The organism is Methylovorus sp. MM2 (assembly GCF_001648895.1).
Classification (GTDB): domain Bacteria; phylum Pseudomonadota; class Gammaproteobacteria; order Burkholderiales; family Methylophilaceae; genus MM1.
Genome location: NZ_LXUF01000001.1, coordinates 1,530,260 through 1,552,681, shown reverse-complemented (window position 1 = coordinate 1,552,681; position 22,422 = coordinate 1,530,260). Strand labels below are relative to the sequence as shown.

General features: G+C 47.8%; 15 protein-coding genes. 7 read left to right on the top strand and 8 right to left on the bottom strand.

Features of this window, described 5'->3' with window-relative positions; translation table 11 throughout:
• The first annotated feature begins 62 nt into the window (after positions 1-62).
• Positions 63-1,223 (top strand): diguanylate cyclase domain-containing protein, encoded by a 1,161-nt coding sequence (locus A7981_RS07320; protein ID WP_067266136.1) that lies wholly within the window; start codon positions 63-65, stop codon positions 1,221-1,223.
• Between the two features lie 88 nt (positions 1,224-1,311).
• On the opposite strand, the gene A7981_RS07315 is transcribed toward A7981_RS07320, so the two are convergent.
• From A7981_RS07315 to A7981_RS07285, 7 genes are all read right to left on the bottom strand, one after another.
• Positions 1,312-1,845 carry a PEP-CTERM sorting domain-containing protein gene (locus A7981_RS07315; RefSeq protein ID WP_067266132.1) on the bottom strand — a complete coding sequence of 178 codons (534 nt, stop codon included), beginning with the start codon at positions 1,843-1,845 and terminating at the stop codon, positions 1,312-1,314.
• A gap of 201 nt (positions 1,846-2,046) precedes the next feature.
• Positions 2,047-3,924: a potassium transporter Kup gene (locus A7981_RS07310; protein WP_088178031.1), complete on the bottom strand. Its 1,878-nt coding sequence runs from the start codon at positions 3,922-3,924 to the stop codon at positions 2,047-2,049.
• 76 nt (positions 3,925-4,000) lie between these two features.
• Positions 4,001-4,693 carry a winged helix-turn-helix domain-containing protein gene (locus tag A7981_RS07305; protein WP_067266130.1) on the bottom strand — a complete coding sequence of 231 codons (693 nt, stop codon included), beginning with the start codon at positions 4,691-4,693 and terminating at the stop codon, positions 4,001-4,003.
• The gene (locus tag A7981_RS07300; protein WP_067266128.1) at positions 4,693-6,174 is read right to left on the bottom strand and encodes a DUF4118 domain-containing protein; all 1,482 of its coding nucleotides are present in this window, start codon (positions 6,172-6,174) and stop codon (positions 4,693-4,695) included. The genes A7981_RS07305 and A7981_RS07300 overlap by 1 nt, the downstream gene beginning before the upstream one ends.
• 73 nt (positions 6,175-6,247) lie before the next feature.
• Entirely contained in the window at positions 6,248-7,168 is a 921-nt protein-coding gene (gene ylqF / locus A7981_RS07295) for a ribosome biogenesis GTPase YlqF (RefSeq protein ID WP_067266126.1), read from the bottom strand.
• Between the two features lie 234 nt (positions 7,169-7,402).
• Positions 7,403-9,298 (bottom strand): sensor histidine kinase, encoded by a 1,896-nt coding sequence (locus A7981_RS07290; protein ID WP_082889230.1) that lies wholly within the window; start codon positions 9,296-9,298, stop codon positions 7,403-7,405.
• Positions 9,295-9,969: a response regulator transcription factor gene (locus A7981_RS07285; RefSeq protein ID WP_067266124.1), complete on the bottom strand. Its 675-nt coding sequence runs from the start codon at positions 9,967-9,969 to the stop codon at positions 9,295-9,297. The genes A7981_RS07290 and A7981_RS07285 overlap by 4 nt, the downstream gene beginning before the upstream one ends.
• Before the next feature lie 230 nt (positions 9,970-10,199).
• On the opposite strand from A7981_RS07285, the gene A7981_RS07280 reads away from it, so the two are divergent.
• The 4 genes from A7981_RS07280 to A7981_RS07265 all read left to right on the top strand — a co-directional run bounded on the left by A7981_RS07280 (position 10,200) and on the right by A7981_RS07265 (position 16,619).
• Positions 10,200-13,220: an autotransporter domain-containing protein gene (locus A7981_RS07280; protein WP_067266122.1), complete on the top strand. Its 3,021-nt coding sequence runs from the start codon at positions 10,200-10,202 to the stop codon at positions 13,218-13,220.
• A 146-nt stretch (positions 13,221-13,366) separates the two neighbouring features.
• A complete protein-coding gene (locus A7981_RS07275) occupies positions 13,367-14,881 on the top strand; it encodes an alkaline phosphatase (RefSeq protein WP_067266120.1) in 1,515 nt (504 codons plus the stop codon).
• 341 nt (positions 14,882-15,222) lie between these two features.
• The gene (locus tag A7981_RS07270; RefSeq protein ID WP_131800944.1) at positions 15,223-15,666 is read left to right on the top strand and encodes a hypothetical protein; all 444 of its coding nucleotides are present in this window, start codon (positions 15,223-15,225) and stop codon (positions 15,664-15,666) included.
• 131 nt (positions 15,667-15,797) lie between these two features.
• A complete protein-coding gene (locus A7981_RS07265; RefSeq protein WP_067266113.1) occupies positions 15,798-16,619 on the top strand; it encodes an SAM-dependent methyltransferase in 822 nt (273 codons plus the stop codon).
• Here A7981_RS07265 and A7981_RS07260 read toward each other — a convergent pair.
• Positions 16,573-17,538: a YihY/virulence factor BrkB family protein gene (locus tag A7981_RS07260; RefSeq protein ID WP_254258516.1), complete on the bottom strand. Its 966-nt coding sequence runs from the start codon at positions 17,536-17,538 to the stop codon at positions 16,573-16,575. The genes A7981_RS07265 and A7981_RS07260 overlap by 47 nt on opposite strands.
• A 264-nt stretch (positions 17,539-17,802) precedes the next feature.
• Between A7981_RS07260 and A7981_RS07255 the strand changes: the two genes are divergently transcribed.
• Complete coding sequence (locus A7981_RS07255) at positions 17,803-18,234, top strand: hypothetical protein (protein WP_067266110.1); 432 nt, start codon at positions 17,803-17,805, stop codon at positions 18,232-18,234.
• Positions 18,235-18,404: 170 nt separating this feature from the next.
• Positions 18,405-22,406: an ATP-dependent RNA helicase HrpA gene (gene hrpA, locus A7981_RS07250; protein WP_067266688.1), complete on the top strand. Its 4,002-nt coding sequence runs from the start codon at positions 18,405-18,407 to the stop codon at positions 22,404-22,406.
• The last annotated feature ends 16 nt before the right edge of the window (positions 22,407-22,422 follow it).

Below are 22,422 nucleotides of genomic sequence, written 5' to 3'. Positions count from 1 at the left end.
CAACTCTCTATTCACTTATACACAATATGCGTATGATTTGGAGAAGTGGTCCATAATTACCAATGCTCAATTATAAGCAGTCGATCTTAAAGCCTTTTGCCATATCCTCCCTGTTGCTTGGTGCGGCATTGGTGGCCTTGTTCTTTGCTTCTTACCACCTTGTTCAAATAGACAGCAAGGGCGATAAGGTGGATAGCCTACGTTATCAGGTGCTCAACTTGCATAAAGCGATTATCCGTGCTGAGACCGGGCAGCGTGGTTATCTGCTTACCAATAATGCCCGCTTTCTCGATGCCTACAATCAAGGCCGTGAGGAAATTGAGGCCATTTTTTCCGTTTTACCTGATTTACTTGCAGACTGTCCAGAGCTTCAGCCCGGCTTCAAAAGAATACGTGAACTTACCGATGTGAAGTTGCAGGGGATTGAAACATCGATCCAGATCGAGATGAATTCGGGATCTTATGCCCCGCATCTGAACTCATCCAAAATCGGGGCAAATATCATGCAAAAGATCGATGAGCAGATTAATGTGTTGGATGCACAGTTGCAGCAGAAGAAAGCTGCATATACTTTGGCTTCGCATCGTGCTTTGAAGCAGACGGTTGGCGGTGCCGCAGTACTGCTGCTTATTATCATAGGCTTGTTCGTGGCAGGGTATCGTAAGACCATCAAATTGTTTGAGATAGCGGCCACCTCACAGAGCACAGCTGAAGCGATGAGCCATGATGCCTATCACGATATGCTGACTGGTCTGCCTAATCGGCGCTATTTCGATAGCTATCTAAAGCGGCAGATATTTTTATCGCGGCGTAGCGGCCAGCCATTTTCGTTGCTTTATCTGGATCTGGATGGCTTCAAACAGATTAACGATCATCAGGGGCATGAAGGTGGTGATGAAGCTCTAAAGTATGCGACTGAACGCTTTAAGGATGCCCTAAGAGAGTCAGACTTTTTGGCGCGCTCGGGTGGTGATGAGTTTGTCGTATTGATCAACAACTACAGCATGCCAAGTGAAATTGGTGGCTTGGCGAATCGGATTATCCGTTACGTCAACCAGCCTTTTACCATCAACGGCGAGCATCAGCTGATTGGCGTAAGTATCGGGGTGAGTAGTTATCCGGTAGATGGCGTTGATGATGAATCATTGATGGCCGCTGCCGATCAGGCTATGTATGAAGCTAAGAAGAAAGGTAAGAATCAAGTCGTCTTCTCGCGCGCCTAACTAAATCATGGCTTGTTTTACAAATGGCATGACCAAGAAAAAAGCCTTGCTGTTTAGGCAAGGCTTTTATTTGTTACAGCGTGGCGTTTTAGCCTTGATTCTTTCTGCGGGCTACAAAGCCCAAGCCAACCAAACCCGCTAATAACATCGCATAGGTTGTTGGTTCAGGTACAGGCGTTACACTCAATGACACTACCATGTCTTGGTAATCGTTGTCAGACCAGTCTTCATATGCAAAAGCATATAGACCCGTTGCACTTGAATATACCTTGAAGTTGCTACCCGGGAAGTTAATAGATGAAAGCAGGTTAGCCAGCGTGTAGCTGTATGTTGCGCCATTGCTAGCAGAACCTGCAAATACTAGAGAGCCTGTGCTGCCATCAGTAATGCTGAACGTCTGGCTCGCATAGTTGCTGGTGTTTTCTGATGCCAAGGTGAAGTCAAGCACGCTACCTGCAGTATTCCAGCTTGAACTTGTCAATGCGCTCAGCGTGGTTTGTGACCATGTTGTTGCATCTATTGTTTGCAAGATGCTGTTTAATGATGGCTCAGCAACTGCTGGAGCAGAACCGATGCTTGCAACAGCTAAGCTGCTAAATAATGCGATTGACTTGAAATTCATGAGTTCCCCAAAAGGTAAATTCTAAAAAATAAATTGTTCAATTTTTAATTACCGATATTCTATGCCAGAAAACGGAAATTATGCAAGCGAATATCCTTAAATAAACCTAAACAAATCAATATACTTAACCCTGTCTGTGCCTATCCCTTGCCACGATTGGGTTGCGGGGCAATTGGCCGCTACCCCGCATGTGAAATTGCCCTAAATATGTACCCGCGAGCCTAGCTCGATTACGCTGTTACTCGGTATATTGAAATAACTAATCACACTGCCTGCATTGCGCGACATCATAGAGAATAATTTATCTTGCCATTTTGGCATCTTGCCACCTTGGCTTGGCACGATGATCTCGCGACTGATGAAATAAGATGTGCCAAACGGGTTAGATTCGATATTGGGTAGATGCAGGTTAAGTAATGCTTTAGGCACATCCGGGTTATCCATGAAGCCGTAATTGAGGGAGACTTGCCAGAACCCCTTGCCGATACTGACATAATCAACACGGTCATCTGCTGGGACATTCGGGATATCTTTGAATGTCACGGTGACGATGAGGTTTTGCTCATGTAATACATGGTTATGTTTCATGTTATGTAGCAAAGCCTGTGGCGCCGTTGTTGGATCTGACACTAAAAATACAGCAGTGCGCGGCACGATATGGATGTTGCTATGCTCCATATTCTTCACGAAATCTACAAGCTTGGGGTCGTTGTCGCGAATATGCAGCATCAATATCTCGCGGCCTTGTTTCCATGTCCACATAATAAGCACGATCAAGCAGGCTAGGGCGATAGGGAACCATCCACCATTCATGAACTTCACAGAGGATGATACTAGCAAGAGGCTATCAAGCAATATCAGGAATCCTGTCGTTAGCATTACTGCGGGCAATGGCCATTTCCAGTGATGACGTAATACAAAATAAGCAAGGATAGTAGTAATGAGCATGGTGCCAGTGACTGCGATACCGTAAGCTGCTGCCAAGGCTGATGATGATTGAAAAGCAATCGTCGCGGTGACAACGGCTATTAGTAATAACCAATTCACCCCCGGCATGTAGATCTGGCCGGATTCTGTGACCGATGTATGCAATATGCGCATTCTAGGTAGAAAACCTAGCTGTATCGCTTGCTGGGTGATGGAGTAAGCGCCCGATATCACCGCTTGAGATGCGATAATCGTCGCCATAGTGGCCAATAGCACAGCAGGAATCAGTAACTCTTGCGGGAAAGACAAATAGAAAGGGTTACTGACTGCTTCCGGTGTACTCAGTAGCAATGCACCTTGACCAAGGTAGTTAAGTGCCAACCCAGGTAAGACGAATAGACTCCATGCATAGCGAATGGCAGGTTTACCAAAATGCCCCAAGTCTGCATAAAGCGCTTCAGCCCCTGTGATAGCAAGCAAGACCGCGCCAACTGCAAGGAACACACCTGCGCCACGTGCTGCTAGGAAGTGGTATGCGTTCACTGGATTTAATGCCTGAAGAATCTCAGGGTTGTGGCCAATGTGCCATACGCCGATAGCGCCAAGCACACCGAACCAGATGACGATGATGGGGCCGAATAGCTTGCCGACCGCGTTTGTGCCAAATCGTTGAAACACGAAAAGGCTCGCCAATATCAGCACTGAAATGGGGATGACGTAGTCTTTGAGCGTAGGTGTGACGACTTCGATGCCCTCGACTGCTGAGAGCACTGAAATGGCAGGTGTGATGATGCTATCACCATAAAATAGCGCTGCACCTAAGGCGCCTAGCATTAGCAACCATTTTTTACGCCTTGCGCTATGTGCTGCACCTGATAATGCGAGCGTTAGCAAGGCCATGATGCCGCCTTCACCACGGTTATCCGCGCGTAATATCAAAATGACATATTTAAGGGTGACCACCAGCATCAATGCCCAGAATATGGCAGAGATGGCACCGACGATATTGGCCTGAGTAAGTGCTATACCAGTGGATTCACTGAATATCTCCTTGACGGTATAAAGCGGGCTGGTGCCGATGTCACCGAACACAACTCCGATGGCCCCCAAGGTGAGTGCTGCGATACTTTTGGAACGAATATCTGTATTCATGATAAGCCTTGAAATAATGAGACAAGCCATTAAAACAAGTGGCGTATATCAAACGCATAAACATTCGCTATCCATATTAATTCGGTGCTAATCGATAACCTATACCTAGTTCTGTGATGATGAATCTAGGGGTTGCAGGGTCTGCTTCTATCTTGGCGCGCAAACGGCCCATGTGAATGCGCAGATAGTGCGTATCATCAACATATTCAGCCCCCCAGACTTCAGTAAGGAGTTGTCGGTGTGTAAAAACCTTGCCCGGTTTTTTAACCAAGGTGAACAACAGTTTGAATTCCAGCGGCGTTAAGTGCAGCGCCATGCCACTTAGGCTTACCGTGCTATTTTGACTATCGATGACTAAGCCATCCACTGAGTAGATATGGTCACGTAACGACATCATCGTCGTGCGTTTTAATGCCACCATGACACGGGCGAGCAACTCATTGACACCAAAAGGCTTCGATAGATAATCATCTGCGCCCAATGTGAAGCAGGCGACTTTCTCCTGTTCTGACTGGCGGGCAGATAACACGATAATAGGGACATCGGAATGTACGCGGATATCAGTTATAAAATCGCGTCCGTCACCATCTGGTAGGGTGAGATCTAAAATAATCAGTGCAGGCTTTTCGCTATCAAATGCTATTTTTGCATCGGTGAGATTCTTTTTCCACTGTGGCTGATAGCCCGCAGCCTTAAGGCTGGCGATGAGGAATTCTCCGATGTCGGCATCGTCTTCAACGATCATGATCTGTGTAGGTTTAGACATCATCAATCAGAAGCTTGCATCAGTGATTCAGCAGGGAATATCAGCGCTACTTTACTGCCGCCACCCTCTCGATTTTCTATCGTAAGCCTAGCTTTGTGCTTATGTGCGATCGCCTGCACGATGGCGAGGCCGAGTCCAAAACCTTTACTGTTTTTATCGCGCTGGCTGAATTTCTTGATATCGTTGGCAGAAAACTCGCGGCTAAAGCCTGTACCACGGTCTTTAACGCTAACGCTGATCGTCTGATTCGACTCTTTAACACAGACCATGATGGGCTCTTTACCTTGGTGAGCTACCAAAGCATTGTCCATAAGATTCGCTAATGCCTGAGAGAGTAACGTGGCATTTGCCTTGATCAACGAAAATGTCTTGATGTCTGTCGCAATGGCTTTTGTGTTGTCGCGTTCGCGATAGCGGGCGAGCAACGTGCCAATGATCTCCTCGGGGGATTGCCAATCCAGTGCTATATGCATCGATTGCGCGGATTCGAGCTGCACAAGCGCCAGAATATTCTCGGTAGAAGTGCTTAAATGTCTTGCTTCTGAGGCGATCGAGCCAAGCAGGCGTTGGTGTTCCTCCGTACTTAATAACTTACCTTGAGTGCTTAGGCTGGTGGCGGCACCTAAGATAGCCGTCAAAGGCGTACGCATGTCATGGGAGATAGAAGCCAACAACGCATTCTGTATGGATTCCTCTTGTGCGATCAGCTCTGCTTGCCGTGATTGTTCAAGATGGATAAGCCGCTGGTAAACTGCATATATCTGGTCGGCATGGCCTTTTAAGTCGCCTAATAACTCGTCTGGGCTACTGGCATCTATATCGCCAATCACCATTACTGGTGCTTTGCTTGGCAGGCGGTCAAACGGGATGATCCAGCAGTGTGAGTCGGGCCAGTTGTCCGTATGCGGGCCGATGACTTTACCCGTTTCTGCCACCCATTCCAGCGCTTCTTTATCAGGTTGTGCTGTTAGCTGGTGGTGATGCGTAATGAGATAAGACAGGTCTGATTGTATTTGTGCAATGGCCGTCGGTTTGTTGAAGAACTGCTGGATCAATCGGCTACTGGTATTTAGTAGTTCGTTAATATTGGTGCTTGTAGCGATATGCTCAATGAGCTCTTTTGAGAATTGCACGCGCCGTTTCGCATTCAAGGCTTTATTCGTCTCAGCCTGCAAACGTTTAAGCAGGGACGATATCACGACTGAGACCATCATGAAGCTAATCAGCGCCACCCATGAATGCGGGCTTGCGATATGTAAGGTGTATTGCGGGGCTATGAATAGGAAGTTGATCGCGATGAACGCACTGATAGCTGTCGCAAGTGAAAAGAAAAAGCCAAGAAAATATGCATTAAATACCACTACCAGCAGGTAGAGCATGGTGATGCCAGTGATATCGATAGTATCAAAAAAGCGATAGCTTACCGCCGTCGCTACAGCGAAGGTGGTCAGTGCAAGAATCGATTTAATGAATGGTTTTGGCAAGATTTTTCCTTATGTATCAGGATAAATCTTTTCGTATATCAATGGCGTAAATATGCAATCAGCAGGATTTTAATTACTCGATATCGGCTTTATCTTCATCTGCCTGAGTCTCTGCGACCTCGTTAGCGATCTGCTCGGCATTTGCCATCATGGTCAGCCGACTTTCTGGCGTCTCAAGGCTTACGCGGCCTAATGCACCTGAGCGGTAATCCACGAGCAATGTCATGGCCGTCTTTTCAATATCGACTTCATTACCTTTTAGACGGAATCCGCGGCGTTTGGCAATGGCTTCTAATAGATCGACATTATCCATATTGCTCACATCGATCTTATAGCGCGCATTCAGAAGAGTAGGGTAGTTTTCAAGCAGTACACTGCCGAGAAATAGTGCGACATCTTCATCAATCACCGCATTGCGGCCAATAGCATGGCTGGCTGCCAGCATATAGCCATCGCTCTCATATTTGATCTTTGGCCACATCATGCCCGGTGTATCGGTAATGCTCATCAGTGGATTAAGCTCAAAGCGCTGCTGCGATTTGGTCACGGCAGGTTCATCACCAACCTTGGCGATGCGGCGGTTGAGCAGGGCATTCATCAGCGTTGATTTCCCAACGTTCGGGATGCCCATAATCATCATACGCAAGGGTTTGATAGGGGAGTCACGGTGCGGTGCTAGCGCTTTACATAAAGCGGGTATCTTATTAGCGTCACCCGGTTTTTTACATGAAAGCGCGACGGCTTTGACGCCCGGCTGCTTATTGAAGTGATTGAGCCAAGCTTGTGTTACCGCTGGGTCAGCAAGGTCTGCCTTGTTAAGTATCTTGAGATTAGGGCGCTGGCGAAAAAGCCGCATCTCTTCAATCAGCGGATTATGGCTTGCTTCTGGCACACGTGCATCCAGCACTTCGATAACGACATCGATGTATTCCATTGTTTCGGCGGCTTTTTTGCGCGCCGAGGTCATATGCCCCGGATACCACTGGATTGCCATAATGTATTAACCGCCGATAGTAACGAATGAGTATCGCATAGTGCTTGCTGCGCCATGCGCAAAATGAATAGTGCTTAATTCGTGCATTTTAGCATCATGTGCCAGAATTGAACGAGTTTAAGCCTTAAGCTGTGTTTGGCGGCATTTAGGTGATTCCCAGAAACTGATACCTTTGGACATCAACTATTGCCAAAGTCGACCGCAAATACTGATAAACAACTAATGATTTTAAGCTTAACTAGACTCTTGATCAGAAGACCTTAAGGTAAGTCTTACTAAGGTTCCACCGCCTTTTGAGCTCCAGAAGATCACACCTTTTAGTGCTTCTGTTCTTTTCTTCAGATTGACCAGCCCCCGACCAGAAATCACTTGTTCAGCATCAAAGCCTTTTCCATTGTCACTGATCTCTATGCTGACTTTGTCTTGAGTCGATCCCGTAGAAACCCGAATCTTTGTCGCACCTGAATGCTTGAGGATATTGGTAAATATCTCTTGCAGAATGCGTAGTATTTGTAAGGCATCTGTCGGCATCAGCCAATCCAACTTGGGAAGCTCGACGACTTGCCAATCCAACGTGATTCCGGCCTGATTAAGCCTTGGTTCTAATCGGTAACGAAGTGTCGCAAGCATCAACAGGATATCTGTATCCACAGACTCCAAAGAGTCTAAGGTCAGTTTCAGGTCATCGATACATTCATGCAGGATTTCAGCAATCTGTTCTGCATCTATCTTTCCACGCTCAGCCACGGTCAATGCACTGACCAGTGTCGAGCCTAATCCATCATGCATATCTCGTACTAGTCTTTGTCTCTCTTCACTAACGGCTTGACGAAGCTCTATTTCTTTTAATCGTGAATGGCTTTGCTTTAGTTCAGCTTCTCTTTCTTCCAAACGGCGCTCTAATATTCTGTTGGCATCTGCCACCCCAATCAACGCTGCGGTATATCTTCTGTTGATAATGACGATCAAAACGAATAACGGACCTAATGTGGTGTAAGGCAGCAGATAGATATTCTCGATGTTGATCTGATAGTTCTGCAATAAGAGGTCATAGATGACTAGAGGTACATTGAGGATAAAGAGAAGCGATAGGATCATCCCGTCACGTGATTGACTCTTCCATGAAGCGAAGATCATCAGCCCTGATATAAATACAAGCTCGGCAAACATAATCAGGTTCACGAACGAGATGATGATCCCCATGTCTGCGAAGATACCCAATGCCGGCAAGGTCACTATACTGACCATTGCCATTAAAGCGATACAAGTTAGCTCTATCTTGGGGTAGCGTCTGCCGTGTAATCTAATACAAAAGAAATACAGTACAAGCGTGAGCCATCCACTGGCATTGATATTGACCCATGTGAACCATACTTCAGGAATATAAAGGGGCTCCGCCCCCACGAAATATTGCATACATCTCAGGTAAGACAATACTGAGGACAACGTGAACAAGAGGTAGATCGATTCTTGACGGTGTTTGAACCATAAGGCCAGAGAGAAGAAACCGATGAGTAAGAAGGCGCTGCTGGCGATCTCTATGAACTTGTTCTGCAGGAACGAGCGGGTACTGTGTTTGAGGCCCAAACTGCTTTTAGGGCCTACCCACACTGAAGATAATGCGCTGCCAGCAGTCGTCAGGTGATCGATACGGATGGTCACATCGTTGAGTTGAACAGCATTTGGTAAAGCCGCATCAAGGTTCACCCATACAGGGTGGTTATACCCATTCCACATGGGGCCACCCTCAGATTTAAAGACCAGTGCATTATTGGCATAAATCGCGATCTTGCCTATGGTTTGCCAGCGCGGGATGTAAAGATACAAAGGATCATCTGAGCCAGTTTCACTGGACGCTATGTGGCGCAGCCGATACCAGCTCGTACTGATATGTTTCTCAAAGTGGTTCTTCGTTGGGACGACTTGTCTGGCGACAACACTGGGTAGATCGGTCTGCTGCCAGTCTAAACGCTCAACCTTAGCATCCAATGTTCTTTCTGGTTCCGCAAAACTGCCATCACTGGTTTGTGCAAAATCGGCACTAGTGAAATGGAATGGTTCTTCTGCTTGAACCGTAGCGCAGATAAATAAGAACACCAAGTTAAGCCATACAGCAAAGACTTTTCTCATAACAGACCTTTATCTCTTCCCTTGGCGACCGCTTCAGCTTGTGAGTTAACTTCGAGCTTCAAATAGACTCTCCTCACGAATGTACGCACGGTGTGGTACGAGATATCGAGTTTCTTCGCGATGTCGCCATAGCTGAAACCTTGGGTGATGAGGTTAAGCACCTCCTGCTCTCTACTTGATAGCGAAGATGTGTCGGTACCTTCTTTCTCAGCGGATTCAGATTTACCAGCGTGCATACGCAAGAGTATCTGTCGTGCGATGATCGGGCTGATCGGGCTCCCCCCGGCATGCAGATTCTTGATCTCCTGGATCAATTGATCGGGCGTATATTCTTTAAGCAGGTAGCCTGTCGCGCCAGCTTCAATAGATTTTAGTACATTGACCTCATCACCGAATATCGAGAACACCATGATCTGGCATGTTGGTAAGCGCTTTTTTGCCGCCTTGATAAGTTCGATGCCACTACCATCTGGTAAACCAAGATCAACCACCAGTACATCAACCTCAGTGGTTTTAATCAATGCCAAGCCATCTTTCACGGAGCTTGCAGTGCCAAGTAGAACGACTTCATCTGTCAGCTTCATCGCATCCTTGAAGTGTCGATTGAACTGAATGTCGTCTTCGATCAAGACGAGCCTTATCACATCGGGATTATCAGAAACAGTGGGCATGATCTATTTTTTTATATCAAGAATAAGGATTTTAATCCCGAGCAATCCCTATTATGCGGAAACTTACCTATAGAAGTATGTAGCCACAATTGGCGACATACAAGCGTACCCTATTTACCTACAATCTATCTCTAAATAAATCAGGTGCTTGTGCGTGGCCGCAACATCTGTAACCGCAATAAGACGTCGCTGGTCAGGGCTGGCAAGACGCTTACCTAAAGGGAACATGTATGCGATTCACACTCAAACCCACGCTGGTTTTTCTGCCATTGATGTTATTTGCAGCCCCCATCTATGCTGCGGATTACGATGCATCTGTTAGTGGCGCAATAACCTCTGGAGATAGCTATTTCTTTGGAAGTGATACGCTGTCAGCCAATATCACGGGCGCAGTCATCGGTGGGACTCAGACTTTCTTTGACACCAGCAGCCTCAAGGCCAGTGTATCGAATGCAGTCAGCGGTGGGACTCAGGCTTTCTATCATACGAGCACATTGAATGCCAGTATAGCCAATGCCATCAGCGGTGGGATTCAGGTTTTCGAAGGTAGCAGTAGCCTCAACGCCAGTGCATCGAACGCCATCAGTGACGGGATTCAGGTTTTTTGGAGCTTCAGTAGCCTCAATGCCAGTGTATCGGACGTCATCAGCGGTGGGACTCAGGCTTTCGAAGATAGCAGTAGCTTCAATGCCAGTGCTGCGAATGCCATCAGCGGTGGGACCCAGACTTTCGAAGAAGGCAGTAGCCTCAATGCCAGTGCGGCGAATGCAGTCAGCGGTGGGGATCAGACTTTTAGGGACACCAGTAGTCTCAATGCCACTGTATCTAATGCCCTCAGCGGTGGAACTCAGAATTTCCTTGACTCCAGTAATCTGAATGCCAGTGCCTCCAATGCAGTAAGTGGCGGGACTCAGGAATTCAATGACACCAGTAGCCTGAATGCCAGTGCATCGAATGCGATCAACGGTGGTGTTCAGAGGTTCTATAACACCAGTAGCTTCAATGCAAGTGCATCGAACGCCATCAGTGGTGGGGATCAGCGTTTCAATGACACCAGTAGCCTCAATGCCAGCGCCGCTAATGCCGTGAGTGGTGGGGGTCAGCTTTTCTACAATACCAGCAGCCTCAATGCCAGTGTCGCTAATGCCATCAGTGGTGGGATTCAGAATTTCAACAATAGCAGTAGCCTCAATGCCAGTGTCGCCGATGCCATCAGTGGTGGAAGTCCGACTTTCTTCGATAGCAGCAGTCTTAATGCCAGTGCCGCTAATGCCATCAGTGGCGGAATTCTGGAATTCTTCGATAATAGCACTCTTAATGTTTCTGCCGCGAATGCCATCAGCGGCGGCATCCAGCGCTTCTATAATGACGCTGTACTCGTGGTCTCAGGTGCAGGCAGGATTTCATCCAATACCGTCGCCGTCGAACTGCTCGGCTTTTTTACCTCATTTGACCTCAATGGGACGGATGCAATTCTCGGCAGTTTGTCAGTCGCAGGTACTGTCAAAAATGCTTCCGGCAGCTCGACCCTGACGATAGACACCAGTGTATTAGGTGATTCCTTATACTACGGTTCACTTGATGCTAATGGTGGGGGTGCTCTCAGTCTGGTCAAGGCAGGTACAGGTACATGGAATTTTAATGGCACCACAAATGGCACTCTTAACACAGTCGATGTAGAAGGAGGCACCCTTGCCGTTGGCGTAGGCGGATTACTTCGAGTGGCGACCAACATTGTCGTCGACAGTGGTGCACGTTTTATCGTGAATGGCACCGTCGATAGCGGTCAGCCGATTATCGATGGTCTGCTTGGTGGTAACGGAACATTGACAGCCCTTGATGTACTTATCCGTTCCGGCGGCACTCTAGCCCCAGGCAATTCCATCGGTACGTTGACCGTCAATGGTGACCTGACCTTTGCTGCTGGCTCGAACTACAACGTCGAAGTGAATGATGCTGGAGCTTCTGATCGTATTAATGTGAATGGCAACGTCATCATCAACGGCGGCACGGTCAACACCATCATCACACCGGGCAATTACATTGCGGGCTCTACCATCAGCTATGACATCCTGAATTACACTGGCACGCTGACTGGTGCATTCGCAGGCACAACGACTGATCTGGCGTTCTTCTCATCCACACTGGATTACTCCACACCCGGCACGATCTCATTAGACCTCACACGTAACAACACCAATTTTACCGACATTGGCGGCAGCTATAATCAGATGCAGGCCGCCAGCGGTCTTACCCCATTGGCAAGTAGTGTTATTGGCGCAGCCGTGTTAGGTCTGGATGCTGCTGGCGCGCGTAATGCCTTTAGTCAGCTTGCAGGTGAAGTGCATGCCAGTGCACAAGGCGCTTTGATCGATGATACGGATTTCGTCAGAAGTGCGGTCACCAATCGCCTCTATCAACCAGATGGCAATTCAGTCTGGTTCAAAGGCAGCTCCATCTATGCCTATGGGGATAGAAACAGCAATACCGACAGCACTTCCCGTTACATGAATGGCGGCATCGTCGGCACAGATCGCATCATCGGAGATAGCGAAGCTTGGACGGTTGGCCTGCTAGGTGGTTATGGCGACACACGTTTTAATACTCGTAGCAGCCGTGCCGATATCGACAGTGTTCACTTAGGTGGTTATGCAGGCCGTAGTTTCGATAAGGTCTCACTCAAGCTCGGTACCAGCTATGGCTACCACAGGCTTGATACAGGACGTAACCTAGCCTTCGGTAGCTTTAATGGACGAGAATCTGCTGACTACAATGCCCATACTCTACAAGCCTTCGCTGACCTCGGATACCGTCTCAACATTAGCACGGCCACAATAGAACCCTTTGTGAATGTTGCACAGGTCATGACCAACCGTGAAGGTTTCACTGAACGTGGCGATGCAGCAGCACTCAAACTCGGTCGTGAACAGACCAATACGACACTCACCACTGCAGGTGTCAGGTTCACGCATCTGCTACCCAGTATCAAAAGCCTGCCAGTCAGTTTAAATGGCTCTTTAGGTTTACGCCATGCTGAAGGCGATGTCACACCTAAGAGTGAAGCCAAACTAAACAGTGGCACAGACTTTGATGTGAGAGGTAATCCTATCGCTCGTGATGCCTTCCTCTATGACATCGGGCTAAACTCAAACATCACCCCAGCACTCAATGCAGGCATCAGCTACAGAGGTCAGCATGGTGATAACAATCGATCACATGCGGCGAATGTCTATGTGAGTTGGGTGTTTTAACCCATCCCGCTAAAACCCCACTCAACAAATGGGTAGTCATGGGTAACAAGCTACGCATTCTGTAAATGATGGTCATCAGCATGACATCATCGGCTACTATTCTATCGATGATGTGACTGTCTATCAGTTTTTACCGGAATGCTAAAATGAAACAAATGACTCAATATGTAATCGCCGCCGCTCTGATGATTGTAAGCGCTAGTACTTTTGCTGAAGATGCCAACACATGGTATCGCCACGGCCAAACTGAGTTAGCTGCTGCAAAGAAAGTCTTGCCTAATATGGGGCATGCTAAGAACGTGATCCTGTTCGTTGGCGATGGCATGGGTGTTGCCACGGTAACTGCCGCACGCATATTTGAGGGGCAGTCACGCGGCGTAGATGGTGAGGGTAATCAGCTCGCTTTTGAGAAGTTACCTTATCTTGCTTTATCAAAAACCTATTCTGCCAACCAGCAAACGTCGGATTCAGCCCCTACCATGACAGCAATGGTGACCGGTGTTAAAACTAATGATGGCTTGCTATCTGTCGACCAGACGATCGAGAATGGTGAAAAAGATAACGCCAAAGTACAAGCCGCCAAACTGACGACGATACTGGAGCTGGCCGAAAAAAATGGACGCTCAACGGGCATTATCTCAACAGCACGTATCACGCATGCCACCCCTGCGGCTACTTATGCACATACATCGATGCGCGATTGGGAATCGGATAATAATCTACCAGCGGATACGGGCATCAAAGATATTGCCTCACAGTTGATCGATGATTATGGCAAAGGCGGTATTGGCGATGGCCTTGAAGTCGTGCTTGGTGGTGGGCGTAGCCGATTTTTGCCCAATACCGTGGATGATCCTGAAGATATTGGTAAGAAAGGTGATAGGCGTGATGGACGCAACCTTGTTGATGAATACGTTAAGAAATTCGATGCAAAATACGTGTGGAATCAGGCGCAGTTCGATGCTATCGACCCGGCTAATACCAAGAGGTTGATCGGCCTCTTCGAGCGATCCCACATGAAGTATGAGCATGACCGCCCGAACGATGCAGGCAAAGAACCTTCATTGGCTGACATGACGGCCAAAGCGATCGATATACTCAAAAAGAACTCTAAAGGCTATTTTTTGATGGTAGAAGCAGGGCGTATAGACCATGCACACCATGCCAACAACGCATTTCGCGCATTGACTGAGACCGTTGCGTTATCTGATGCGGTAAAAAAAGCGCTGGAAAGAGTTGATCTCAAAGATACATTGGTGATCGTGACTGCCGACCATAGTCACACCATGACCATCGGCGGCTACCCAGAACGCGGCAACCCGATATTAGGTAAAGTGATGGTGGACGGCAAGCTGCAACTCGCTGCGGATGGCAAGCCATACACCACGATAAGTTATGCCAATGGCAAAGGTTACTACCCTGATGTGCCGGCAGAGGATATCCATAAGAATCCGGCTCGCAGTGGCCGTATCGAGGATATGTCGCAGGTTGATACCGAGAGCCCTGATTTCCATCAGGAAAACAATGTACCGCTGGATTCAGAAACGCATGCAGCAGATGATGTGGAGATATTCGCTGGTGGGCCAAAAGCCTATCTGTTTCGCGGCATCAAAGAGCAGAACTATATCTTTCATGTGATGAAAGATGCGTTTGGATTTTAAGTTTTAAGCCCCGAACCTAAAACTCTGGACCTAAAGCCCTGAGCTAGGTTTTATTTTGGGTCTCAAGCTAGTCCATTAGCCCCAATGCCCCATACTGACATCTGCTTTATTTCATTAGATATTGAATTGTCTGCTGAAAATGCCCTCTATGAAGAATCTTGCTATAAAAATTTAGTAAGCATCGTGGCCTTAGGTTTTTCTAAACACACAAAGGTCATTTAGCTATATTTTGATATTCACGGTGAAGTATCTAGTGGTGAGTCTGGTTGTGGCGAGGGTAAATGTTAACGGTATATTTTTTAATTCTGATTTGTGTCGTGGCATATTTCATTATGCATTTCATGTCGCACAGGCAATTCAAGCGGTTTCTCGCCATTGCCAAACTGAGCGTGTTTGCAAATTTCCGCGTCTATAAACAGCATGTCACAAGTGATGATGAGGCCAATCTGATCGCGGCTGCCGCTACCAACTATCTTTTTGGTGAAGAGGTCGACGAAAAACACCAAGCACTGGATATGCATGCGGTTAATTCCGATGCATCGACATGGGTGTTTAATGACCCATTGCTGCGTGAGCTTGTCGTGCAAAGCTTGCGTGTGCGGTTAATGCTGCACTATTTTAAGCGTGAACGACTTAACAGCCGAGTGTCAGTACTTTTGAAACGCTTCGGTAAAGAATTCCCGCATGCCCCCACACTTGAGACTTATGAGGTGCTGGTGCAAAAATACTTTAACTCGGTGGATGCTGCCTCACAGGAGCAATTGCGCTTACGATTCGATTTTTAATGCAATCTTACTAATGTAATCATGGTTTTATTCGGTTGCAAAGCTTATCTATACCTAAAAGTCTCACCTAAAACTTCTCGTCTTTATGCCGCTAATATTTGCTACTAGGCCCGCAATGGTAAACTAGGCATATGACACTTATCCCCGAAATCAAACCCAATCAATCGATAGAGTTGCTGAAAGAGCTGCATATCCTCACGCGTGATGGCAAGCTCAATCAGGACACACGCCGCAAACTCAAGCAGGTATATCACCTATACCAGTTCATAGAGCCTTTACTCACTGAAGCCTATGCAGCGAATGAGCAGCCGGTGCTGGTCGATCACGGGGCGGGGAAATCCTATCTGGGTTTTATACTTTACGACCTCTTTATGAAGTCGCTAGCAGCAGGCAAGGTTGTCGGTATTGAGACGCGAGAGGAGCTCGTGCAAAAATCTCAGGTATTGGCAGAAAAGCTGGGTTTTGGCCGCATGGATTTTTTGCATCTGAGCGTTGAGGAATCCATTACCTCTGCTGCATTACCAGAAAAAGTGGATATAGTAACAGCACTCCACGCGTGCGATACGGCCACGGATGATGCCATTAGGTTCGGGCTTGAGAAGCAGGCGCAATTCATGGTGCTGGTGCCATGTTGCCAAGCTGAGGTAGCCGAAGTATTGCGCCGCCATAAGAATGAATCGTTCGGCAAGACGCCATTATCGGAGATATGGCGTCATCCTATTCATACTAGAGAATTCGGTAGCCAGATCACCAATGTGTTGCGTTGCCTACAACTTGAAGCACATGGTTATCAAGTCACTGTGACTGAGTTGGTTGGGTGGGAACATTCGATGAAGAACGAGCTGATCATCGCCCGTTATAAGAATGCCCCACGCAAGAATGCGCAAATAAGGCTAGAGCATATTCTTAAGGAGTTGAATCTTGAGGAGATGCAGTCACGCTTCGCCGCTTAGCGGGTGCTTTTTTAAGGCTACCAAAATTGAGAGCAAACTGGCGCGTCACCTCTGCTCCATAGAAGAATATCTGCGCTGAATAATATATCCATAGCAAAAGCGCGATCAGTGACCCAGCAGCACCAAAGCTCGACGATACCGCACTATGTTTAAGGTATATACCGATGAGAAATTTACCCAAGGCAAACAATATCGCTGTCAGCGCAGCGCCAATGGCTACATCGCGCCATGATAAAGGCACATTCGGTAGCATCTTATAAGTCACTGCGAACATGGCGGTAATCACGCCGAAAGAGATCAATGATGAAAGCCATGAAAGTACGATCAGGTATCCACCCAAAATATCTTTCAGGTAGGGTTCAGCCAATGCAAGGCCAGCACTTAATGCGAGGGATGTAAGCAGTAAAAAGGCCAGTGCGATGATGATGCTGAACGAGAGTATGCGGGTTCTCAGCAAGTGTTTGAATGCCGCCTGTTTGCCTTTATGTACGATCTTTTTTACTTCCCATATTTCATCCAAGCTGGCTTTTAACTCTGCGATCACCGTGGTGGCACCGATAAATATCAGCGAGCCCGAAACCAGTGTGGCAATGATGCCGGATTTTGGATTGCTCGAAGCTACCAGCAAAGATTGAATAACGTGCGCACCGCTTTCGCCGACGAGGCCTGATATCTGTTCGATGAGCTCACCATGCGCGGCTTTTTCACCCAAAAAGTAACCCATCACGGCAATGATCAGAACCAGTATCGGGGTAAGGGAAAACAGGGTATAAAACGCAAGAGCCGCCCCTTTGCTGTTTACCCGATGCGCGAACCATTCTGAAGTCGCCTTGGCAAATATGATCTTTAAGCAGCTAAGATAGTGTGTTGCCAGATTGATGACTGGGTTAACGATGGTACGGCCATGCTTGATGATCAATGCTATCTCCTGACTTTCTTTTCATTATTAGGCTGTTGATTCATAGGCTATTGATTAAATGTAGCTATTTAAAAAATAAATTAAGCCATACACAAGCGATAAGGCTGTGTTTTGTAGATGGTATGATAATTCGACGTGCAAGGCTTAATTCAGTTCCGAGCCAATTTGCTCGAAGGTTGCGCATTCCAAGGTTAACTATTTAAAGCCTAAGTTTAATTAAACCCTAGTTTAAGTGAATTCGATTACTAACTCATCAGGATTTTTATGAAAATAATTTCTCTATATGTATTGTGTATTTTGAGTTGTTTATTCGTGCTAGAAGCCGTAGCCCAGCCAGCATTTACTGGTATGGATTACAGCGGTGTTTACGAATGCACGGGAAAAGACAGCAAAGAAGGCGATTACACCGGCAAGGTCACTTTAAAACTTAAGCCGGAACACAGCACAGCTACTTATGCGAGTTATGAGTTCACCCTTGAAGTGCCGGGCTTTGGTAAATACCCGGGTTATGCGGCAGCGCATGGCAACCAGTTTGCAATCCATTTTGCACTCACCGATCAATCGACCAAGGATTATGGAGTTGGCTTAGCCACTTTTAAGACGAATAAGCAGGGCAAAGCTAGCTTCCATAAATTCTACTTCGAGCCGGAATTCAAAGGTGGCAATACGGGTACTGAAGATTGTGTGAGGAAATAAAACCTAGCTAATTTCAGGTTCAATCCTAGCCGCTACTTTCACCATGCCTGTGGTGAGAGTAGCGGCATGCTAAAATGCCATAAGACATGATCGATGCCTTGCCTGTGACCACAGAAAATAATAATCCCCGTCAAAATCTATCCCAATTAGAAAAGCTCTTGCCTGCTTGTATGCTAGTCGACCGCTTTCCGTTGAGGCGCAAGCTGCAGCAGACGCGCGCTAGCTTAGATCAAGGTAAACCTGTAGATCGTGCATTGGCTGAGATCGCCGAGAAGATTCGCCGCTCTATTGCCAGATTGGAGTCTCGTAGAGTTGCGCTGCCCAAGCCAGATTATCCGGCTGAGTTGCCTGTTAGCGGGCGAAAAGATGAGATCGCTGAGGCGATCAGTCAACATCAGGTGGTGATTGTTTGCGGTGAGACAGGTTCTGGTAAAACCACGCAACTGCCCAAAATATGTCTTGAGCTAGGCCGTGGTATCAGTGGTTTGATTGGCCATACCCAGCCACGGCGTATCGCAGCGCGTTCAGTGGCATCGCGTATTGCACAAGAGTTGAACTCACCATTGGGGCAAGTGGTGGGTTACAAGGTGCGATTCAATGACAAGCTATCTGAATCAAGCTATATCAAGTTGATGACTGACGGCATTTTGCTCGCGGAAACGCAGGGTGATCGCTTTCTAAATGCATATGACACCATCATTATCGATGAGGCGCATGAACGTAGCCTGAATATCGATTTTCTACTGGGTTACCTTAAACAGTTATTGCCGAAACGCCCTGAGCTCAAGATCATCGTCACTTCTGCGACGATCGATGCTGATAGATTCTCGCGCCATTTTGATGGTGCGCCGGTGATTGAAGTCTCTGGACGTACTTATCCTGTTGAGATTCGCTATCGACCACTAGGTAAAGCCGGGTTTAGTGCGAAGGAACAAGTGCTTGACCCTGAGAATGAAGATGATCTTGAGCTGCTAGGACAGGATCTGATGGGCGTTAAGCGTAAACCGCGCATCGAATCTCGCTGGCTGGAGGAAGATGAGGCGGAAGAAGCCATGGAAGAAGCGATCCTCGACGTGGCAGATGACCTGCTAAGGCAGGGTGACGGCGATATTCTCGTTTTCTTGCCCGGTGAGCGTGAGATTCGCGATACAGCAGATCACTTGCGCAAACATCAGGCACGTTCACCCAAGATGCGTCATGTGGAAGTGCTGCCTTTGTTCGCACGGCTATCCATTGAAGACCAGCAGAAGATATTCCGGTCTGGTGGTGCACGACGGATCATTTTGGCGACCAATGTAGCTGAGACATCATTGACTGTACCGGGCATCAAATATGTCATTGATACCGGCTTGGCGAGGGTCAACAGATACAGTGCAAGATCCAAGGTCGAGCAGTTGCAGGTGGAGAAGATATCGCAAGCCGCAGCAAGGCAGCGGGCAGGGCGTTGTGGCCGCGTATCTAGCGGTATCTGCGTGCGCTTGTATGATGAGCAGGATTTTAATAACCGCTCTGAATTCACTGATCCTGAGATACTGCGTTCTTCGCTGGCCTCTGTTATTTTGCGCATGGCAGCGCTCCGCCTCGGCGATATCAACGAATTTCCTTTTATTGAGGCACCAAGCTCGCGGCTTATCTCGGACGGATATCTTTTGCTGCAAGAGTTGGGTGCGGTCGATCCCAATCGCCATATCACGGAGTTAGGCACTCAGCTTGCACGCCTGCCGCTTGACCCTCGTGTAGGCCGTATGATCTTGGCCGGGCAAAAAGAAAGCTGCCTGAGTGAGATATTGATTATCGCCAGTGCGCTCGGTATTCAAGATCCGCGTGAACGACCTATGGATAAACGCGAAGCGGCTGATCAAGCGCACGCCAAGTTTGCAGGTGAGAATTCAGACTTTATGAGTTATCTCAAACTGTGGGCTTTTTATGATGAAGCATTGAAAACCAGAAAGTCGAATAAGGACTTGCTCAATAAGTGTCATGCGAGTTTCCTGTCTTTCCTGCGCTTAAAAGAGTGGCGTGAGCTACACGCGCAACTGCGTGATATCGCTGAAGAGATGGGCTTTATCTCTCCCACATCCCAACCTTCTCCCGCGAGGGGAGAAGTAGTTCAACGAGAGGCAACCTACGATCAGATCCATCGCGCTTTGCTCTCTGGCTTACTTGGCAATATCGGCTTTAAGGATGGAGAGTCTGAGAGTTATCAAGGTGCACGCGGGATACGTTTTAATATCGCGCCTGGGTCGGCACTCAAAAAGCAACGACCAAAGTGGGTCATGGCAGCTGAATTGATGGAAACCACAAAGCTATATGCCCGCTGTGTGGCGAAGATAGAACCTGACTGGGTGGAGCCGCTGGCGCGCAACCTGACGCAGAGTAGCTATAGCGACCCGCGCTGGGATCGTAAACTGGCACAAGTCGTTGCATGGGAAAAGGTCAGCCTCTATGGATTGACCGTCATACCAAAACGGCGCGTGCACTATGGCCCGATCGACCCAAAAGAATCGCGTGAAATATTGATTCGTGAGGCGCTCGCGAATATGGAGTTCGATACCCGGGCACCATTCTTTGAAGCCAATCGTCAACTCATCGCTGATATCGAAGAGCTTGAGCATAAAGCCCGACGGCAGGATGTGCTGGTGGATGAGCATGCCTTGTTTGCATTCTATGATGCCATCATCCCTCAAGGCATCATCAATGGCGCTGGTTTTGAGAAATGGCGTGAAGAGGCTGAGAAGACCCAGCCAAAATTGTTGTATCTAACGCGTGATGCCTTGATGCGTCATGGTGCTTCGGGCGTCACTGAAGCGCAGTTCCCGGAATCATTGCAAATGGATGGCGTGACCTTGCCGTTGAAATACCGCTTTGAACCCGGACACCCCTTAGATGGCGTTACTGCAACCGTACCTTTGGCATTGCTGAACCAATTGGGTGCGACGCGTGCGCAGTGGTTAGTGCCAGGCATGCTGCGTGAAAAGATCACTGCCTTGATCAAAGCGTTGCCAAAGACTTTACGACGTGTGTGTGTGCCTGTTCCCGAGTTTGTCACTGGGTTCCTTGAAGCGGTGAAAGTCGGCGAGGGGGAGGTGGTGCTAATGCTGATTGCTTATATTGAAAAGCAAACCGGTTTAAAGATGTCGGTAGAAGAGCTGAATATTGAAGCGCTGCCGGAGCACCTACATATGAACTTTCGTGTGATTGATGAAAAAGGCCGCGAACTAGGGAGTGGCAGAAGCTGGAATGTACTGAAGTTACAGCTTGGGCAAGCAGCGCAGCTGACTTTTCGGGATAGTTCGCCTGATATAGAAAAGACCGGCCTTAAACAATGGGATTTTGGCGATTTGCCCAAGACATTGAGTTTTAGTCGAGAAGGTCGGCAACTGACTGGATACCCTGCGATAGATGACGAAAAAGAAACGGTCGCGGTTAAGCTTTTTGATACGGAAATCGCGGCTACTAATGCCCATCGTGCAGGCGTGCGACGCCTTATGCGCCTCGAGCTTAAAGAGCAGATGAAACAGCTAGAGAAAGGTTTGCCGGGGTTTAACCAATATGCACTGCAGTTACGTAATATCATGGCACCCGATGAGTTGCGCGAAGATATGCTGACTGCCATCGCTGATCGGGCGTTTATCGGCGAAGATGATCTGCCACGTAGTAATGCGGACTTTATGAACTTGAAGCAACGTGCACGCACCAGATTGCCAGCGGTAGTGGATGGGGCTGGCTGTTTGGCGACAGCAATAGCCGCTGAGCACCAGTTACTCATACAAAAACTGGCTACATTAGCGCCTAATATGGCGAGGTTGAAGAAAGAGATCGAAGAACAGCTTAGCCGTTTGCTGCCCAAACGTTTCTTTAGCCAAACCCCATGGGAGCGTCTGCAACACATGCCGCGCTATATCAAGGCATTGCGGTTAAGGCTTGAAAAATATCCAGGTGGAATTGAGCGAGACGCACGTAATAGTCAATCAGTACAGCAGGTGTGGCAGCGATGGGATGAGCGTGTCATCGCGCTGCGCAAAGCCAATATTGATATCAGCGAAGCCTTGCATGATTACCGCTGGCTCATTGAGGAGCTTCGGGTTTCTTTATTTGCGCAGGAGTTGAAGACGCCTTTTCCTGTATCGATTAAGCGCCTTGATAAGCTGTGGGAGGATATTAAAAAGTAGCGCAGTTACAATTCAT

Bases quoted from the DNA above. Each gene is read 5' to 3' on its own strand.
- A7981_RS07280 (WP_067266122.1), top strand. From the start codon at position 10,200: ATGCGATTCACACTCAAACCCACGCTGGTTTTTCTGCCATTGATGTTA.
- A7981_RS07275 (WP_067266120.1), top strand. From the start codon at position 13,367: ATGAAACAAATGACTCAATATGTAATCGCCGCCGCTCTGATGATTGTA.
- A7981_RS07290 (WP_082889230.1), bottom strand. From the start codon at position 9,298: ATGAGAAAAGTCTTTGCTGTATGGCTTAACTTGGTGTTCTTATTTATC.
- hrpA (WP_067266688.1), top strand. From the start codon at position 18,405: ATGCTAGTCGACCGCTTTCCGTTGAGGCGCAAGCTGCAGCAGACGCGC.
- A7981_RS07265 (WP_067266113.1), top strand. From the start codon at position 15,798: ATGACACTTATCCCCGAAATCAAACCCAATCAATCGATAGAGTTGCTG.
- ylqF (WP_067266126.1), bottom strand. From the start codon at position 7,168: ATGGCAATCCAGTGGTATCCGGGGCATATGACCTCGGCGCGCAAAAAA.
- A7981_RS07255 (WP_067266110.1), top strand. From the start codon at position 17,803: ATGAAAATAATTTCTCTATATGTATTGTGTATTTTGAGTTGTTTATTC.
- A7981_RS07270 (WP_131800944.1), top strand. From the start codon at position 15,223: ATGTCGCACAGGCAATTCAAGCGGTTTCTCGCCATTGCCAAACTGAGC.
- A7981_RS07285 (WP_067266124.1), bottom strand. From the start codon at position 9,969: ATGCCCACTGTTTCTGATAATCCCGATGTGATAAGGCTCGTCTTGATC.
- A7981_RS07315 (WP_067266132.1), bottom strand. From the start codon at position 1,845: ATGAATTTCAAGTCAATCGCATTATTTAGCAGCTTAGCTGTTGCAAGC.
- A7981_RS07310 (WP_088178031.1), bottom strand. From the start codon at position 3,924: ATGAATACAGATATTCGTTCCAAAAGTATCGCAGCACTCACCTTGGGG.
- A7981_RS07320 (WP_067266136.1), top strand. From the start codon at position 63: ATGCTCAATTATAAGCAGTCGATCTTAAAGCCTTTTGCCATATCCTCC.
- A7981_RS07305 (WP_067266130.1), bottom strand. From the start codon at position 4,693: ATGATGTCTAAACCTACACAGATCATGATCGTTGAAGACGATGCCGAC.